Raw genomic sequence first — 16,635 nt, forward strand, 5'->3', positions numbered from 1 at the left:
TTTAGCTATGAGACACTGGTGGGTATTGTCTCTATGGCTTCCTCTCGCCGCCTTGGAGCTTTCGATTCAAAGCGGCAAAGAGGGGCATGACCCCTTTAGTATTCTTCATTTACGAAACGAGGAGTCTTTTCGGTGCGAATCGACGAAAGATGATTTTGATACGATAAAACAGATCGTCTGCACTTTCCCGCATGCTCCGAAGCACTCTTTTGAGCCCGTTCATAATCTTCATTATACGATTTCGTCTGCAAAAACCAATAACGCCTATACCATTACCATTACGCCGATTACCAAACTTAAATTAATTCCGCTCCCTTTTGATTTAACGAAGAGTGCTGAAACCTTTTACAGTGATATTAATCGGACCAACCATTGGATTGTTGTGGGATATCGACAAACACCGCCGATGCTTAATCCGAAGAGCGGAGGAGAAAATGCAATTAATTTTCCGGTTAAAATTCATAACCATACCAATCCCTACATCGGCGGTTTGGATTTAAAAGGAAACCCCATCAAAATATCACGGGTTCAGGACGCAACCGATTATATGCAAATAAAAAAGGCGTATGGAGAGAAAGATTTTGCCAAAGTGCTTTCATTGGTAAAAGATACGTTGAAGAAATATCCGAAGACGATTTTTAAAAATGAATTGGTACTCTACCAAATTCGGGCACTGCATGAACAGGAGCAGCATGATATCCTTCTTGATGTATCGAAACGGTTTTTACGCGATTACTCCGGGGACTCCAATATTGCAGAGGTTCTTGCCTACACCGCAAACGCTTACTCCAAAATCGGACAACCGACGGATGCCGATTATTTTTTTGACAGATTGTTTGATGAACATGCCCATAGCCCTTTTGCCGCTCAGGGGATGATCTATAAGGCGCAACAACTGGAAGGGGGAGGTAATGCGTCTAAGGCAGCAAAATATTACGCTCAAGCGCTCTCATCGAGCAAAGACATTACCATAGCCTCTAAGGCGGCATTTAAATTGGCTCAAATTGAATTGCTTGCGGGAAATGTAGGGAAAGCGAAAATGTATATTGAGAAAATCGGCAATGCCAATCCTACGTACTTTAACGGAGTAAAAGAGGATGCGGTTAAATTATCCAATGCTTTTCTTGAACATCATGAGCCCAGAACCGCTGCAATGATTACCGAGAATATTTTTAAACTAAATCCGCTTGAATCATCGGACCATGAAAGACTTCTTAAAGATCTCGGAATGCAGCTGGCTCTGGCCAATAGACGCGAAGAGGCACTTAAACGGTTCAATGAGTATCTTGATAAGTATAAATACGGAGAGTTTATTGAAGATGTACGCCGTGCGAAAGATGGATTGTTTTTTAATGAGAATGAGAGCAATGCAAGTACGGCGATTAAAAAATACGATGATTTAATCGATCGCTACGGTAATGATGCGGTTGGACTTAAAGCCCTCTACAAAAAAGCGCAACTATTATTCAAAGAGAAACGGTATAAAGAGATTCTGGAGATTGAAACCGAGCTGTACCATTTAGACAGCGGCATTTATCCCGAAGCAAACGGTTTAATCACAAAAAGTGGTGTCGAACTAAGCAAAGCGTATCTCAAAGAGGGGAAATGTGCTGAAGCATTGTCAATGCAGAAGATGTATAAGATTAAGCTGCTGCCGCAATGGGACGGACTAAATTTTGAGTGTGCCCTCAAAACGGCCCAATACCCAACCGCAAAGAAAATAGCGCAAAGCCATTTAAAATCAAAATCTATGAGTGAACGGCAGCTGTGGCTTTATCGTATTGTAAAAACACAGTTTGCTTTAGGGGAGTATAAAAATGCAATAAAAGGGGGAGAAGAGCTTGCTTTGTTACTCAACAGCGAAACAAACCCTCCCCTTAATGATATTTATCGGACCCTTTTTGATGCCATGCAACGAAGCGGAAACGGGGATGGAATGATCCGGCATATCAAAAATATCGAAACGTTATTTAAAAACGATTTTAAAGATGTAGAGCGTTATACGCAAATGGTAGCCTTGGGAACAGTACGTCAGGACGAGGCATTGACCCAAACCTATGCACGTAAAGTTATGGCCCTTCAAGAGAGAACCAAAACCTACACACAAACCCCGTATATCGAATTTACCCTTGCTCAGTCGTATCAGAAAACCGGGCGTGACGCCGATGCCTATGAGACCCTTAAAAGCCTGAACACCCGAAAGATAGACAAAGAGAAACGTTCCCGGCAGCACTACCTAATGGGCTCACTTGCTCAAAAAATGGGGCGGAAAGCGGAAGCGCGCGCCGCCTTTAATGCAAGTATAAAAGCTGATGGCGCTTCGGCATGGGGAAAACTGGCGAAAGATGCCCTCTCATTATTGGAGTAAGGTATCGGAAATTTTTTCTAAATGGTCGGAGGATCCGCTTGCGTCGAGGGAAAATTGGTGCAGGTTAAAGGTTTGTTGCCGCTTGGCGAGCTGAGCGGTATGGGTTGCAATTTTGTCGATCAGCGTTTTTTTTGAAATCTTCCCATCCAAAAACTCGAACGTTTCAACGATACCGATCGCTTTCATGCTGTTTGGGAGGCGTCCGAAATTTCTCTCCAATTCGGCTACTTCGTCGATAAGCCCCGAAGCAACCATTTTTTGCGTTCTAAGGGCAATCCGGTTACGCAAAAGGTTACGCTCAATATTCAGATCCAAAACAGGGCATTCCCGGATAACGGGAGATGGGGGATGAAGGCGAAACCATTCGGAGGGTGGGGTTTCGGATTGAAAAAACAACAGAAGCATTTTTTCAATACGGTAGCGATCGGTAGGGTGGATTTTAGTCATGGTTTCGGGATCGACTTTGGCTAAAAAGGTATGGGCCGCTTGAATATCCAGAAGGAGTTCCGCTGCTTTATGACGGGTGTCATCGGTGATATCCGGAATAGGGGACAAACCTTCCAACATACTTTTCAGATAAAAGCTGCTCCCTCCGACAATGATTAGATTTTTATTATGCTGTTTTGCATATTCAAGAGCACGATGGTATTCGTCAATAAACGTAAAAACATTAGCATTGGACTCGGGAGAGAGTACATCGATACCAAAATGGATCACTTCATTACGCTCATTCTGAGAAGGTTTTGCGGAAGCGATATCGATTTTTTTATAGATACTAAGCGAATCGATGGATAAGATAATCCCGTTATATGTTTTTGCCAAAGCCAGTGCGAGATCACTTTTGCCCGAAGCGGTAGAGCCGATAATTGCCAACTGTTTCATGGCCCGTATTATACCTTAATAGGGAGGATGAAGCTTTTGAAAGGAGATGGGTCGAAACATCAAGATGGCAAAATTTACACCGGCTTTGCTAAAAGCAGGATCATCGAGGACTACAGGAAAACGCATTTGATTGTGTCAAAGATAATTTACGATAAAATAAATGACTATAAGATAAAGGGTGAATGTGAAACGATTGATTAAAAAGCTGCACTATTTTAATGAATTGGTCATGTTCCGGCACTCCGTATTTTCACTCCCTTTTATTTTTATCGCTATGATCGTTGCATCGGATGGATGGTTCGGGTTTCGTCTTCTCTTTTTAGGGGCGGCTGCTGCCGTGAGTGCAAGAAACTTTGCGATGGGATTTAACCGTTTTGTCGATCGTAAATTCGATGCGTATAATCCGCGCACCGCAACACGTCCGAGTGTAGACGGGCGTCTGGATGCAACCTCCATCGCCCTTTTTACCCTTGTCAATGCGCTGATTTTTATCGGTGTTTCGTATTTTGTCAATTCTCTTGCGTTTTCTTTAAGTGTACCGATCCTAATTGTATTGGGGAGCTATTCGTATTTTAAGCGCTTCAGTTCCATGGCACATATCGTATTGGGGATATCCTTGGGACTGGCGCCGATTGCCGGTGTGATTGCAGTCAGCGGCGAGATTACGGCATGGTCGCTATGGCTGAGTATCGGGGTAATGTTCTGGGTGGCGGGATTTGATTTACTCTATTCGTTACAGGATATGGAATTTGATGTTGCCAATAATCTTCACTCAATTCCCTCACGCTTCGGAAGCGCAACGACATTAAAACTATCTGCAATATTCCATCTGCTTACTGCCTTATTTTGGGAAACGTTTGTCATAACGGCAAATTTGGGCGTTTTTGCACACTGCGCAGTGGTATTTTCAATTCTTATGTTAGCATATGAGCATTATTTGGTGCATCGTGATTTTACACAGATTGATCGGGCATTTTTTACGGTAAACGGCTATTTGGGATTTGTATTTATAGCATTGATTATTTTGGATAAGGTAGTGTGATGGAGAGTATTAGACTGGTTCCCGCAATTTTTGAGATCTCCTTTGATCGGATCACGGAGCGAGGTGGAAACTTTGAACGCGAATATGAGCTATTAAGTGAATATGACGAAGATGTTTTAGGACAGCTGCTACGAATGGCCAATGTCAGAGGGGGGATAAGTGAATCCGATCCGATTGTTTTACATTTATTAGCAGAACTGTATCGTAAGATGGATCGCCTCGAACACTTGTTAACGAATACGGCACCGCATCGAGAACCTTTAGCGTATAAAGGGGATGTTGAGGGGATCGGATTTGAGTACTTTAAATTGAGTGCACCGATGTTGATAGCCAAAGAACACTATTACTGCCGTCTTGAACTTCCGGTTCATCCAACGCGGGAAACTCCTCTTTTCTTTGAAGCGGTGGATGAAACAATCGGTAAAATTCTTCGAATTCATCCAAGAGACGAAAATGCATGGAGCGGATATATGACGGCACGAGAGAGGGCTATGATACGTCACCTTAAGGGGCGTGAATGAATCACGGCATTGAAATTGCACTGATTGCACTGACGGTGATGGTGATAGGGCTGATTTATTTCGTCATAACCAAAGAAGCCGAAATGAGTTCACAAATTCGCTCCGTAGCCAAAGCGGTGAACGATTTGCAGCGTGAACTCTTTGCGATGGACAAGCGGCTTAAGCAAGAACTTGAGATCATGACGTCGCTTCAGGAGAGTGTTCCGCGAGAACACCATTCGCTCCATGCAGAGTTAGGGCGTGAGGTGAATGAGATCTCGGTACCGATTATGGAGTCTTTGGGCCATATCGAGGGGAGTTTTAGTGCGTATAAAGAAAAAACTGAAAATCGTCTCCGATATCTTGAAGAGCGGATTCGCAACCTCTCTTTGCCGACATCCATCAGCGGCTTGGATGATGAAAAAGTGATCGGCCGGTACAATCAGGGATTGGAAGTGGATGCCATTGCCAAAGAACTTCGACTCTCAAAAGCTGAGGTAGAGTTTGTCCTTAAGATCAATCAGCTTCGATAGAAGTTTTTACTTAATAATATTTTAAGCTTTATCAGCTATAATTTCGGTCTCACAACACAATATGCGTCCGTAGCTCAGCTGGATAGAGCACCGGTTTGCGGTACCGGCGGTCAGGGATTCGAATTCCTTCGGGCGCACCACTTACAAACACCGTAACAATAAAACTTTCACAAACGAAAATCAAATATCAGAACCACTTAAGAATTTACCCACTCACAGCTTTTTCGCCGGTATAGATGGATCCGTTCAGGAACCGTTATATTAAGCCGGTTAATTGACTCCAGGCTATTCCAAAATATTCATGAAACGCCGTTTCCGAACGCAACAATCCCTCTGCGGAAGGGAATTGCAATAATGTATCCTTCTTTTTGACATGGAAGTCTGTGGGTGCAGCAATGACCTTGATACCGGCCTTTTTGAAAAGAGCGACGGCACGGGGCATATGCGAAGCCGAGGTTACTAAAACAAGCGGCTGATTACCAACGATTTTTTTGGCCTGAAGTGCTTCTTGATAGGTGTCTTTTGCACTTTCAAGAAAGAGGATATCTGTCGCTTTTACCCCCATTGAGAGCGCCATTTCTCCGTTCTTTCGAGCATCGGAAACCGGCTCATCCCCTCCGTATCCGCTAAAAATAATTTTCATTTCCGGATAACGTTTGTAAATGGATACACCCTCCGTAACACGTGCCAGTCCGACAAGGCTGAGTTCTGATGAAAGGGGGATAGCCGGATTGCCGATATGCGAATGTCCCAGTACATGAATGTATTTAGGAACGTTTTGGCCAAACTGCACTTTTGAATAGGAATGTTCGAGGGGATAGAGAAGAAGGGCTGAAAAAGGTGGATACGATAAGAGACTAATCCATATCATAGCAAGAGTAATGGTTTTTTGCGCCCGTCGATGTTGCGCCCGTTGCCAAAAATAAAGAGCTATCCCCATCAGTAGTAGAAAGATGGGAAAAGGCATTAAAAGGGAAGCGATAAGTTTTTTGAGTAAAAACATCCCGTTTGATGATTAGTTTTTATTTTTCCGTGCGGCAATTTCACTTAAAAAGCTTTCCAAATCGTATTTGACACGATATTGCGGGGTAAGGATGTGAATGAGGATATCTCCCAAATCAATCGCTATCCAGTCACCGCTCTCATCGACTCCTAAAAATTGTTCAGAGCCTTTTAATCCTCTTCTGAGATGATCAAGGAGAGCATACGTATGGCGTTCCCCCAACGATGAAGCGATAATGACGTAATCGGCAAAGTAATCTCCCCCTCTTAGATCAAAAACTTCGATCGCTTCGGCTTTGTTCAGGTCTAAAATCGCACTGATTTTTTCAATTCTTGGATTCATTTATTTCCTTATAGGTAGTAATAATTTCATGATCAAACATGAGGTTCAGCCCCGGTGCTCTTTGGAGCATTCTACAATCGGTCGAGCTAATCGGTGCATCAACGTCAAGGCGGATCATCTCATCGGGGATAGGAGATTCTCCTCGCGTCGCAACAACCCAGACTACAAGGGAACTCAACTCTTCAAAGCGGTGCCATTGCGGAAGCTTTTCGAGATTGTCCGCCCCGATAATGAGGTAGAGTGTCTCTATGGCGTCCCGAAAATGTTCAACCGTTTCAATGGTATAGACACTGCGATTTTGCCGAATTTCAAAATCGCTGATCTCGACTTTTGGCATATTTTTAAAAAGTTTTTTAAGCCATTGCAGCCGTTTGGAGGCAGATGCACACACTTTTAGCTTGAACGGATTCTTGTAAGCCGGAATAATAATCAGTTTATCAATCGGCAATTTTATCAATGCAGCCTCTACGACGCGCACATGTCCGATGTGAGGAGGATCAAAACTGCCGCCGTAAAGCGCAATATTCATACCCAATCCTCTTTTAAACGAAATTATAACCGATTTTTGGTAAAATAACCCTATTAATGGTTGTAGGAAAATGTGATGGCACTGAAGATCGCAATAAACGGTTTTGGAAGAATAGGTCGTTGTGTCACCCGTGTTATCGCTTCAAGAACGGATGTAGAGCTTGTAGCGATTAATGATTTGGCACCGATAGATAGAATGCTCTACCTGTTACAAAACGATTCGGTTCACGGACCGTTTGAAACAGAGGCCAAGATTCAAGATAATACTTTACAAATCGGTTCATCAAGGGTGGCCGTGTTTTGTGAAAAAAATCCCGAAAACATTGATTTCGGTGCATGTGGTGCTGAAGTCGTATTGGAGTGCAGCGGGCTTTTTTTGACTGGGGCTTTGACGGCGCATCATTTGAAAAAAGGGGTTAAAAAAGTTATTTTTTCTGCCCCGACGCAAGACCCGGAGATTCCGACATTTGTTCTGGGGGTCAATGAGCATCTTTATGCGGGGGAACCGATTATTTCGAATGCTTCGTGCACGACCAATTGTCTCGGGCCGATTGCCAAAATTATGGATGAGACATTCGGGATACAAAAAGGGCTGATGACGACGATTCATGCGTATACGAACGATCAGCATATTTTGGATGTTTCTCATCCAAAAGATGTACGTCGCTCCCGTGCAGCCGGAGTCAATATGATTCCGACGACGACAGGTGCGGCAAAAGCAATCAGTTTGGTTCTTCCGAATCTGGAAGGGAAGCTTCACGGTCAAAGCGTACGTGTTCCGACGCCGGATGTATCTATGGTTGATCTGAATGTTTTGGTGGAACGGGATACAACGGTCGAAGAGGTGCGTAATCTTTTCAAACATGCTGCATCGACGCAACTGAAAGGTATTTTAGAGGTGGATGAACGCTTTCGCGTTTCGCAGGATTTTGTAGGGTCATCTTACAGTGCCACAGTGGCCGATGATCTGATTCAGGTGATTGACGGTAATCTCATTAAAATTATGGCGTGGTATGATAATGAATGGGGTTATTCCAACCGAATCGTGGAAATGGCACGTTACATCCATGCATACATACCGCAGGAGTAGATCCTCCTTAGGATGAATTCACCGCAAAGGTGAGTCTATATGTACAGATGTGTTATAAAAATCATGGTAAAATAAATTTTAATCTTACAGTAAGAGGAAAAAATGCAGCTACTTAGTATTAAAGATTGTGACATCACCGGAAAAAAAGTTTTTATCCGATGTGATTTCAATGTCCCAATGGACGATTACGGCAATATCACCGATGATCGCCGTATCCGTTCCGCGATCGCGACGGTTCAGTTTTGTTTGGATCAGGGGTGTGCCGTTATTCTAGCATCTCATTTCGGTCGTCCTAAAGGGGAGTTTGATGCGAAATATTCGCTGATACCGGTTGCCCGCCGATTGCATCAATTGCTTAAAATTGATATTCAGATGGCGGAGGATGTGATCGGTGAGAGTGCTAAGCATCTTGCTGAAAAACTTCAGGGGGGTGAGGTGCTGTTGCTGGAAAATCTTCGCTTTGAAAAAGGGGAGACGAAAAACGATCCGATATTGAGCAAAGCACTGGCATCGATGGCTGAAGTGTATATTAATGACGCATTCGGGGTAAGTCATCGTGCCCACTCTTCGGTAGAGGGAATTACGGAATATTTTGATGATGCCCATAAAGCTGCAGGATTTTTACTTCAAAAAGAGATTCAATTTTTCGGTACGCTGCTTGAACGTCCGGTACGCCCGTTTGCGGCAATTGTGGGGGGGAGTAAAGTCTCTGGTAAGCTGGAAGCTCTTATTAATCTTCTTCCCCGCGTTGATAAGGTTCTGATCGGGGGGGGGATGGCTTTTACGTTTTTGAAAGCACTCGGACATAATGTCGGAAACTCTCTTGTTGAAGATGATTTGATGGACGAAGCACTCAAGGTTATGGAGGAAGCAAAACGTCTCGGTGTGAAATTTTATCTGCCGGTAGATGTGGTCGCGGCAGAAAAGTTTGCTCCCGATGCGGCTAGCCGTCTTACTTCGGTTCAAGAGATACCGCAGGGGTGGATGGGACTGGATATCGGTCCGGCAACGGTAAGGCTGTATCGTCAGGTACTTGCGGATGTTCAGACGATTTTGTGGAATGGCCCGATGGGGGTATACGAGATGGATCGTTTTTCCCGTGGATCGAATAAAATTGCCCATTTTGTGGCCGATTCGTATGCAACAACCGTAGTCGGTGGCGGGGACACGGCCGATTTGGTACAACGGATCGGTTTGGATGAGGAGATCACTTTTATCTCGACAGGAGGCGGTGCGTCATTGGAGTTGTTGGAAGGGAAAGTTTTACCCGGAGTAAAACCTCTGATGAAAAAATGAATTTTACACCCTGAGTGTTAAAGATAAAAGCACGCAAGCGTGCGTGGGTCCTCTGCAGAAGAGAACACAGCGTTAGCGTAGCCAATCGGGATATATTCCGATGGCGTTATTCCGAATGAAATGAGGAAATGTAATGATACTCGCCGCCAATTTTAAAGCGAATAAAACACGCCAGGAGACTCAAGCCTATATGGCGGTTGTTGAGTCATTTGTCAGTGCCAATGATATTTCAGATACCGTCATCGTTTTTCCACCGTTTACGGCGTTGGAGCATATTTCACGAAATGTGCTCATCGGAGTACAAAATGGGTACCCGGTCCAAAATGGTGCCTACACCGGAGAGATTGCCCTTGAACAGCTTGAAGAATTTGATATACGGACTATCCTGATCGGGCATAGTGAACGACGCCATATTATGAAAGAATCTCAAGAACTGATTGCCGAGAAATTTCGCTTTTTTGCCGAGCAGGGGTTTATTATCGTTTATTGTGTCGGTGAACCTTTGGCTGTACGGCAAGAGGGGGAAGGGAAGCTAATGGCGTATGTAGAAGCTCAGTTTGAGGGGATAGATTTAACCTATCCCGATCTGATCATTGCATATGAGCCGGTATGGGCAATCGGAACCGGGCTTACCCCTTCCATGGAGGAGATTGAACGTGTGCACGATGCGTTGCGTCTTCAAACAACTGCCCCGATTCTTTATGGGGGCAGTGTTAAAGTGGAGAATGCGGGGGCGATCATGGCCCTTAACAATGTGGATGGGGTTTTGGTCGGTTCCGCCGCTTTGAGTGCCCATGATTTTTGTGAAATGATCGCGGAAGCGGTACAATTAAATACAGATAAAGCTTAAGAATTTAAATAGCACGCAAGCATAGCCATTCGGGGCTTAGCTCCGATGGCGTATCAAAACTATAAAGGAGTTTGAATGATAATGAAGGGTAAAAAAGGGTTGATTGTAGGATTGGCCAATGATAAATCGATTGCATACGGGATAGCCAAAGCACTTCATGAACAAGGTGCTCAGATGGCGTTTACCTATTTGAATGAAGCGCTTCAAAAACGGGTCGAACCGATTGCCGCAGGCTTCAATAACTCTCCGGTCTACAAACTTGACGTTTCGGACGAGAGCGATATGGGTGCGATCGCTTCAAAAATTGCAGCCGATTTCGGCACAATTGATTTTTTGGTCCATTCGGTTGCGTTTGCCCCCAAAGAGGCTCTTACCGAAGGGTTTATGAAAACCTCGAAAAGCGCGTTTCAGATTGCAATGGAGATCTCTGTCTATTCGTTGATTGATTTAACCAACCGTCTCGAACCCGTATTGGCGCCCGGTGCATCGATAATTACCCTCAGTTACCTCGGTGGGCCGAAATATATCCCTAATTATAATGTTATGGGGGTTGCAAAAGCAGCGTTGGAATCAACCGTACGCTATATGGCGGTAGAACTGGGTGTCAAGGGGCAGCGGGTGAATGCTATCAGCGCGGGACCGATTAAAACATTGGCCGCTAGCGGTATCGGTGATTTTAAACAGATTCTGAATTGGAATGAGGCGAATGCTCCGATGCGTAAAAATGTTACCATTGAAGAGGTCGGCAATTCGGCGATGTATTTGTTGAGTGATCTGGCATCGGGTGTTACCGGTGAGATCCATTATGTTGACGCCGGTTATAACATTATGGGGATGGCGGCTGTTGAGAAAAACAGTGACGGCAAAAGCGTTTTTATCTGGGACGAACAAAAATAAAATAAAAGGGGCGACCCTTTTTCATAAATTTCTCTTACGCACTTTCCGCTCAGAGCCCGCAAAGTTGTAGGGACGGCCCACCAGTACGTAGGCGGGTTTCAAAGCTAAAAAAGCCAAGCAGTTGGCTTTTTTAACGCTTTTTACCCATACAACTTCCTAAAGATCACCATTACTTCCCGATAATGGGTATTTGTTTAACGACATCTATATGGGAAGGTTCCTGTTTTTGACTCTCTTCTTGCTTCTTTTTGTTTTCATTATAGCGTTCCCATTTGTCAACATAGTGCTGAAGGGTAAAGGTATCCTCTTCCTGAGATGCGGAGTTCTCAGTTTTCAGAGGTACTGAAGAGTGAGAAACTTCAGGAGCTGATACGCTGGCGGCGTCGGCGGGAGTGCCGGAACCCGTGAGGGGTGCCCACTCATTTTTAAGCCAAAGATCCAATGCATGCTGCATTCTGCCCCCTTCGGAAACCGCCGTTGTGCTTGGGGATATTGCCTGTAATGCGCTGTTTTGCGAAGGGGCGACGGCAGAATGACCGGAACACCCCGCAAGCAGGAGAAGGGTTGAAGCGATAAGGATAAAAAAGCGCATTATGTTTCCTATATTCTTTTTGAGTTTTTTGAACTAATTCGTAATATACCATATTATTCTGAGGATGGATAATAAAAAGAGTCCTAGGTTATTGTAATAAATTTGTCACAATCCTATTTTAGGGAATCCCAAACGGATTGAGAAGGAATAAATAAGAGTTGAAAAATTACAGCAGTGTTTAAGAATAGCGGCGTTACAATTAACCTCGACGAAACAAAAACACTAGGTCAAGTTGAACTTAAGGAGAATTAATGAAGTTAGTTAAAATGAGTCTTGCGGCAGCGGTGCTGCTAGGTGCAAGCGCGTTCGCATTGGACAATGTAAAAGTAGACGGTGATGCAAAAGTTTACTATTTTACAAAAAATGCTGATACTACAAATGCAGTAACAGGGGCTAAAAGTAATAGCCTTTTTTCCAAAGGGACAAGTGCTGCGGATGCTGCATTACGTATTGGCGTTACCGGTAACTTGATGAAAAACGTTTCATTCGGTGCAACTGGGTATGCGATTAGTACTCTTGGATTGGAAAATAATCTTGTAGATGCTACTTGGACAGGTGCACACACTGTACGACCGGGGACGGGTGCAGGTTATCCTGAAGTTGATGATAAAGCATGGATGGGTGAGATGTGGGTAGCCGCAACTCTTAGCCAAACAACCTTAAAATTGGGCCGCATGGAGCTTGATACTCCGTTAGCATTCTCTGAAAAATGGTCAGTAGTTCCAAATACGTTTGATGCGATTGTCGCTGTTAGCCAAGAGATTGCGGATACAACAATCGTCGCCGGATGGGTTGGGAAAGGCAACGGTACCAATGCAGCAGGTATGGCAGGATTAGGAGGAAAAAACCAATCAGTGCTTGACAGTGTTGGTTTGGCATTGGATGCCGGTGTTGTCGGTGCGGATGCAAGCTTTACAACTTTTGCGAAGAATGGCGCTTATACCGTTGGATTTCTTAATAATTCATTCAAACCTCTTACTTTCCAAGGGTGGAGCTACAATGTTTCTAACATCGCAAGTGCTTACTGGTTGCAGGGGGATGTTGATTGCCAATTGGTCAAAGGGTTGAAACTCGGTGCTCAATACGCTGCTATTAACACAAAAATAACCGGTACGAAAGATTCCGGCGCGTATGCGGCAAGAGTGGCGTACGAAGCGATTCCAAAACTAAAAGTGGGAGCATCGTATTCAAAAGCTGACACAGACGGTACACTAAAAGTTGCGAACGTCGCGACAAATAACCTCGGTACAGCGCAGTCTAAATTGTATACTGAAGCATACTGGAACTACGGTTATGTAGGTGCTGCCGGTGCAGAATCATTCGCAGTGGCTGCTGATTACGATGCGGGGGTTGCGCAATTGTTTGCTCAATATACAGATATCAATAATAAAAGTGCTACAGTTTTAGCAGGTGCGGATCATGACGTAACTGAGCTTGTCTTGTCAGCGTCTAAATCATTCGGACCGTTGGATGCTACATTGGCATACATCAGCACCGATGCGAAAGACCAAAATGTCAAAGTGGGTAACACAACCGGTTCTCGTTATGACAGCGTTCTTGCAATGCTAAAAGTGAATTTCTAATTTTCGACTTTTCACCCCTTTTTTGGGGTGGACCTTTCTTCTGCACACTTTCCTGTTTTTTGCTATAATAGTTGTATGAAATATTTTCTTAGCTCCGTTGCGTATACTCTTTTAATGGTTATTTTAATCTCAATTCTCTCGTTTGGGGCGATTCATATGGCGCCGAACAGTTTTATGGGGGGGGAGCTCAATCCCAATATGACGCCGGAGACGATTGCACAGCTCAAATCGATTTATGGGCTGGATAAGCCGTTGCTGCAACAATATAGCGATTGGACCACAAACTTTTTTCAGCTTAACTTTGGAATATCGTTTGTCAGCGGAGAAAAAGTAAGTACCGTCGTTCTACAACGCCTGCCGGTAACGCTGTGGATGAATCTGATAGCCATGGTGATAACATTTGCCCTTTCGCTGTGGATGGGTGTCCGGGCTGCTCTGCGTTATAAGAGTGTAACGGACCATACGATTCTTCAGCTTTCGCTTCTGAGTTTTGCAATGCCCTCGTATTATCTCGCACTCCTCTTAATGTTGCTGCTGAGCGTTATGCTGGGATGGTTTCCGATCAACGGTCTGCATGCATTGGAACCGCCGGAGGGGATAGGGTATTATATCGATATGGCATGGCATTTGGCCTTGCCGATCGGAGTGATGGTACTGGTAGGGATCGGGAGTCTGACCCTTTATATCCGCTCGCTGACTCTTGAGATTTTAAAAAGCGACTATATCTATTTCGCCCGCGCTCGGGGAATTTCCGAATCGATGATTATCCGCCGCTATATCCTCCCCAATCTTCTTCCGCCGATTGTGACGATGTTGGGCCTCTCATTGCCGGGGCTTATCGGCGGATCGGTCATACTGGAATCGATTTTTGGGATAGAGGGGATGGGGCAGCTTTTTTATCTCTCTGCGATGAGTCGGGATTATCCGGTTATTATGGGAATTTTGATGATGAGTGCGTTTTTGACGCTGATCGGTAACCAGATTGCCGATGCGGTGCTTTTGAAATTGAATCCGTTTGTAAGGCGATAATTTTTTATTTGTTCTTTTCTTTTTAAAAAAGAAAAGTACCAAAAGAAAAGCGTCCCCCGAGCAAATCGCTCACGCGACTCCGGCACGTCTGCCTACGCGCGTGGCTTACAAGGATGCTCAGGGGACAGGTTGTCGATTATTTTCGCTATGCGAAAATTATTAAAAATAAAAGTTCCGTGATCCAATACCTAGAGCCGCTCCGAAGGCAGCAGTGCCGAGAGGAGCGAGCGTTCTTGGATCACGGTATGCTCTTTTGGTACTTTTCTGGCTAAACAGAAAAGTATGAGAATATTTTAATTCCCGAAAAGTGCTTCCAAAGAGCTAAGCCCCTCTTTTTTCTCTTCAGCTGCTTTTTCCGAGGTAGCAGAGCTTCCTTGCTCGTTAAGCTCGATGGTGTAGCCTGTCAGCATCGAAGCAAGGCGGATATTGATTCCGCTTTTGCCGATGGCTTTTGATTTTTGATCGCTCGGGAGGGTGACAATCGCTTTTTTCTCACCGCTTTCGCTCTCTTCGACCGTAACGGCGCTGATGATAGCCGGAGACATTGCTCGGGATATGAAGAGTTCCGGAGAGGCGCTGTATTCGATACAGTCAATGTTTTCTCCGCAGAGCTCATCGCTGACCGAATTGATACGGACCCCGCGTACTCCGACCGTTGCCCCGATCGGATCGATTTGGGGACGGATGGAATAGAGGGCGATTTTAGCCCGTTCACCCGGGATACGGGCACATTTTTCGATGATGACGATGCCGTCTTTGATCTCGGGAACTTCAAGAGCAAGGAGCTCTTCGAGAAATTTTGGGGCGGTACGGGATAGTTCCATTGAAATACCGCTTGATTTATCGACATGGACGCGGCGGACGATGGCGCTGACAACATCGCCGACTTTAAATTTCTCCCCTTTGATACGGTTCTTCATCGGTAAAATCGCACGGATCTCATCGATTTCAATCACGGTATTCTGGTCGTTATCGACTCGGGTAACACGGCCGGAGACGATTTGGTTGATTTTGCTTTTGTATTTATCGTAGAGTTCGTTTTCAACGAGGCGCTGGATATGAAATTCGATTTCCCGGTGAAGGGTTGCAAAGGCACTTCGGCCATAACTTTCGATATCATGCTCCATCTGGAGCTGATCGCCGATTTCGGCTTCATCATCGATCTCTTGCGCCGCACTGATACCCATATATGCACCGGCTTCTCCCCCGTTCAACTCGGGTGCATCATCGGCCATAACTGTGATGATTTGACGTAATTTTACCTGCTTGGTCCGATCATCAATATCGGCTTCAAACGCAAATGTAGGGTTAATAAGCCGTTTGGCGGTTTGGATAAATGAGGTTTTAATCGCCTCTTGGACATGCTCGCGTTTGAGCCCTTTTTCGTTGGCAATCGAATCGATAATATCTAAAATATTTTCCACAGTAAAATCCTTATTAGGGTGACTCATAAAAAAATGGTGGTGTGCGGGAAGTCTTTTTTATGAAGGACCAGTATTATACAAAAAAATCTCTTAATAGGATATTTATCGAAAGAGAGATACAATGTCTTACTATCTGATGTTACGCACTTTTCGGGTAAAACCCGTAAAGTGGCAGGGACCGGGGTCCCTACAACCCCCTAAAGCTACCCGCATCTTTCGGATGCGGGAGAAAATTCCCCTTGACGCGCTTACTAAAGCAAGGTGCGTAAGGTCAGTTACTATTAAGAACGCTAAAAACGGAGAAAGGGATACATATGGAACTGAAACTTGCCCGAAGTGAGCATGATACAAAGCCTAAAAAAATCGATCTTAAAAAAATTACGGAGATGGTCGAAAAAAGCAATTCGCTGATTCTCTATTTTGATCGCGAGAATTCACATAAAGATCTTCTTGCTCTTCAAGACCATTTTGAAGGGGAAGGGAAGAGTTTTTATATGCGGGAAGTCCGTTTCGGCCTCTCTGCAAACGAATATATGTACGAAGTGCATATATTATAAATCTATTTTTCTCTAATTTCGTCATTCCCGCGAAAGCGGGCATTGTGCCCCCTGCGGGTAAATCCAGCTTTGAATTTTGGGGATGGATCCCCGGGTCAAGCCCGAGGATGACGAGAGTC

General features: G+C 44.6%; 17 protein-coding genes and 1 tRNA gene. 12 read left to right on the top strand and 6 right to left on the bottom strand.

The genetic code is table 11. The annotated features are described in order from the left end of the window. The first annotated feature begins 7 nt into the window (after positions 1–7). Complete coding sequence (locus M0P91_RS00885) at positions 8–2,368, top strand: hypothetical protein (RefSeq protein ID WP_295063143.1); 2,361 nt, start codon at positions 8–10, stop codon at positions 2,366–2,368. On the opposite strand, the gene miaA is transcribed toward M0P91_RS00885, so the two are convergent. Then, positions 2,357–3,250 (bottom strand): tRNA (adenosine(37)-N6)-dimethylallyltransferase MiaA, encoded by an 894-nt coding sequence (miaA, locus tag M0P91_RS00890; protein ID WP_295063146.1) that lies wholly within the window; start codon positions 3,248–3,250, stop codon positions 2,357–2,359. The genes M0P91_RS00885 and miaA overlap by 12 nt on opposite strands. Positions 3,251–3,434: 184 nt before the next feature. Here miaA and mqnP point away from each other — a divergent pair, with 184 nt between their 5' ends. The 4 genes from mqnP to M0P91_RS00910 all read left to right on the top strand — a co-directional run bounded on the left by mqnP (position 3,435) and on the right by M0P91_RS00910 (position 5,465). Beyond that, positions 3,435–4,292 carry a menaquinone biosynthesis prenyltransferase MqnP gene (gene mqnP, locus M0P91_RS00895; RefSeq protein ID WP_295063149.1) on the top strand — a complete coding sequence of 286 codons (858 nt, stop codon included), beginning with the start codon at positions 3,435–3,437 and terminating at the stop codon, positions 4,290–4,292. Continuing rightward, complete coding sequence (locus tag M0P91_RS00900; protein ID WP_295063152.1) at positions 4,292–4,813, top strand: hypothetical protein; 522 nt, start codon at positions 4,292–4,294, stop codon at positions 4,811–4,813. Before mqnP ends, M0P91_RS00900 begins: the two co-directional genes overlap by 1 nt. Beyond that, positions 4,810–5,325: a hypothetical protein gene (locus tag M0P91_RS00905; RefSeq protein ID WP_295063155.1), complete on the top strand. Its 516-nt coding sequence runs from the start codon at positions 4,810–4,812 to the stop codon at positions 5,323–5,325. Before M0P91_RS00900 ends, M0P91_RS00905 begins: the two co-directional genes overlap by 4 nt. A 63-nt stretch (positions 5,326–5,388) precedes the next feature. Further along, positions 5,389–5,465, top strand: a tRNA-Arg gene (locus tag M0P91_RS00910). Between the two features lie 116 nt (positions 5,466–5,581). Here M0P91_RS00910 and M0P91_RS00915 read toward each other — a convergent pair. From M0P91_RS00915 to nadD, 3 genes are all read right to left on the bottom strand, one after another. Continuing rightward, entirely contained in the window at positions 5,582–6,196 is a 615-nt protein-coding gene (locus tag M0P91_RS00915) for an ElyC/SanA/YdcF family protein (RefSeq protein WP_295063157.1), read from the bottom strand. Between the two features lie 144 nt (positions 6,197–6,340). Continuing rightward, positions 6,341–6,670, bottom strand: a complete 330-nt coding sequence (rsfS, locus tag M0P91_RS00920; RefSeq protein WP_295063160.1) for a ribosome silencing factor — start codon at positions 6,668–6,670, stop codon at positions 6,341–6,343. Then, entirely contained in the window at positions 6,654–7,199 is a 546-nt protein-coding gene (nadD, locus tag M0P91_RS00925) for a nicotinate (nicotinamide) nucleotide adenylyltransferase (protein WP_295063162.1), read from the bottom strand. The genes rsfS and nadD overlap by 17 nt, the downstream gene beginning before the upstream one ends. 75 nt (positions 7,200–7,274) lie before the next feature. On the opposite strand from nadD, the gene gap reads away from it, so the two are divergent. The 4 genes from gap (at position 7,275) to fabI (ending at position 11,331) form a co-directional block, all read left to right on the top strand. After that, on the top strand, positions 7,275–8,288 hold the full coding sequence (gene gap / locus M0P91_RS00930; RefSeq protein WP_295063165.1) for a type I glyceraldehyde-3-phosphate dehydrogenase: 1,014 nt from the start codon (positions 7,275–7,277) through the stop codon (positions 8,286–8,288). Positions 8,289–8,390: 102 nt separating this feature from the next. Continuing rightward, positions 8,391–9,584: a phosphoglycerate kinase gene (locus tag M0P91_RS00935; RefSeq protein WP_295063168.1), complete on the top strand. Its 1,194-nt coding sequence runs from the start codon at positions 8,391–8,393 to the stop codon at positions 9,582–9,584. Positions 9,585–9,717: 133 nt separating this feature from the next. After that, the gene (locus M0P91_RS00940) at positions 9,718–10,434 is read left to right on the top strand and encodes a triose-phosphate isomerase (protein WP_295063171.1); all 717 of its coding nucleotides are present in this window, start codon (positions 9,718–9,720) and stop codon (positions 10,432–10,434) included. 75 nt (positions 10,435–10,509) lie between these two features. Beyond that, complete coding sequence (gene fabI / locus M0P91_RS00945; protein ID WP_295063174.1) at positions 10,510–11,331, top strand: enoyl-ACP reductase FabI; 822 nt, start codon at positions 10,510–10,512, stop codon at positions 11,329–11,331. 169 nt (positions 11,332–11,500) lie between these two features. Here the strand turns inward: fabI and M0P91_RS00950 are convergent, their stop codons facing one another. After that, positions 11,501–11,923, bottom strand: coding sequence for a hypothetical protein (locus tag M0P91_RS00950; protein ID WP_295063177.1), 423 nt, complete (start codon positions 11,921–11,923; stop codon positions 11,501–11,503). Between the two features lie 251 nt (positions 11,924–12,174). Here M0P91_RS00950 and M0P91_RS00955 point away from each other — a divergent pair, with 251 nt between their 5' ends. Both M0P91_RS00955 and M0P91_RS00960 read left to right on the top strand, forming a co-directional pair. Next, complete coding sequence (locus M0P91_RS00955; protein WP_295063180.1) at positions 12,175–13,506, top strand: OprD family outer membrane porin; 1,332 nt, start codon at positions 12,175–12,177, stop codon at positions 13,504–13,506. Positions 13,507–13,581: 75 nt separating this feature from the next. Then, positions 13,582–14,535, top strand: coding sequence for an ABC transporter permease (locus tag M0P91_RS00960; RefSeq protein ID WP_295063183.1), 954 nt, complete (start codon positions 13,582–13,584; stop codon positions 14,533–14,535). Between the two features lie 293 nt (positions 14,536–14,828). Here the strand turns inward: M0P91_RS00960 and nusA are convergent, their stop codons facing one another. Beyond that, complete coding sequence (gene nusA / locus M0P91_RS00965; RefSeq protein WP_295063186.1) at positions 14,829–15,959, bottom strand: transcription termination factor NusA; 1,131 nt, start codon at positions 15,957–15,959, stop codon at positions 14,829–14,831. Between the two features lie 314 nt (positions 15,960–16,273). Between nusA and M0P91_RS00970 the strand changes: the two genes are divergently transcribed. Further along, complete coding sequence (locus M0P91_RS00970; protein WP_295063189.1) at positions 16,274–16,516, top strand: HP0268 family nuclease; 243 nt, start codon at positions 16,274–16,276, stop codon at positions 16,514–16,516. Positions 16,517–16,635: the final 119 nt, after the last annotated feature.

The organism is Sulfuricurvum sp., assembly GCF_023229695.1.
Lineage (GTDB): Bacteria > Campylobacterota > Campylobacteria > Campylobacterales > Sulfurimonadaceae > Sulfuricurvum.

Excerpts from the sequence above, each read along its gene's own strand:
- M0P91_RS00885 (WP_295063143.1), top strand. The coding sequence starts at position 8 with ATGAGACACTGGTGGGTATTGTCTCTATGGCTTCCTCTCGCCGCCTTG.
- miaA (WP_295063146.1), bottom strand. The coding sequence starts at position 3,250 with ATGAAACAGTTGGCAATTATCGGCTCTACCGCTTCGGGCAAAAGTGAT.
- M0P91_RS00900 (WP_295063152.1), top strand. The coding sequence starts at position 4,292 with ATGGAGAGTATTAGACTGGTTCCCGCAATTTTTGAGATCTCCTTTGAT.
- M0P91_RS00905 (WP_295063155.1), top strand. The coding sequence starts at position 4,810 with ATGAATCACGGCATTGAAATTGCACTGATTGCACTGACGGTGATGGTG.
- M0P91_RS00915 (WP_295063157.1), bottom strand. The coding sequence starts at position 6,196 with ATGATATGGATTAGTCTCTTATCGTATCCACCTTTTTCAGCCCTTCTT.
- rsfS (WP_295063160.1), bottom strand. The coding sequence starts at position 6,670 with ATGAATCCAAGAATTGAAAAAATCAGTGCGATTTTAGACCTGAACAAA.
- nadD (WP_295063162.1), bottom strand. The coding sequence starts at position 7,199 with ATGAATATTGCGCTTTACGGCGGCAGTTTTGATCCTCCTCACATCGGA.
- gap (WP_295063165.1), top strand. The coding sequence starts at position 7,275 with ATGGCACTGAAGATCGCAATAAACGGTTTTGGAAGAATAGGTCGTTGT.
- M0P91_RS00935 (WP_295063168.1), top strand. The coding sequence starts at position 8,391 with ATGCAGCTACTTAGTATTAAAGATTGTGACATCACCGGAAAAAAAGTT.
- M0P91_RS00940 (WP_295063171.1), top strand. The coding sequence starts at position 9,718 with ATGATACTCGCCGCCAATTTTAAAGCGAATAAAACACGCCAGGAGACT.
- fabI (WP_295063174.1), top strand. The coding sequence starts at position 10,510 with ATGATAATGAAGGGTAAAAAAGGGTTGATTGTAGGATTGGCCAATGAT.
- M0P91_RS00950 (WP_295063177.1), bottom strand. The coding sequence starts at position 11,923 with ATGCGCTTTTTTATCCTTATCGCTTCAACCCTTCTCCTGCTTGCGGGG.
- M0P91_RS00955 (WP_295063180.1), top strand. The coding sequence starts at position 12,175 with ATGAAGTTAGTTAAAATGAGTCTTGCGGCAGCGGTGCTGCTAGGTGCA.
- M0P91_RS00960 (WP_295063183.1), top strand. The coding sequence starts at position 13,582 with ATGAAATATTTTCTTAGCTCCGTTGCGTATACTCTTTTAATGGTTATT.
- M0P91_RS00970 (WP_295063189.1), top strand. The coding sequence starts at position 16,274 with ATGGAACTGAAACTTGCCCGAAGTGAGCATGATACAAAGCCTAAAAAA.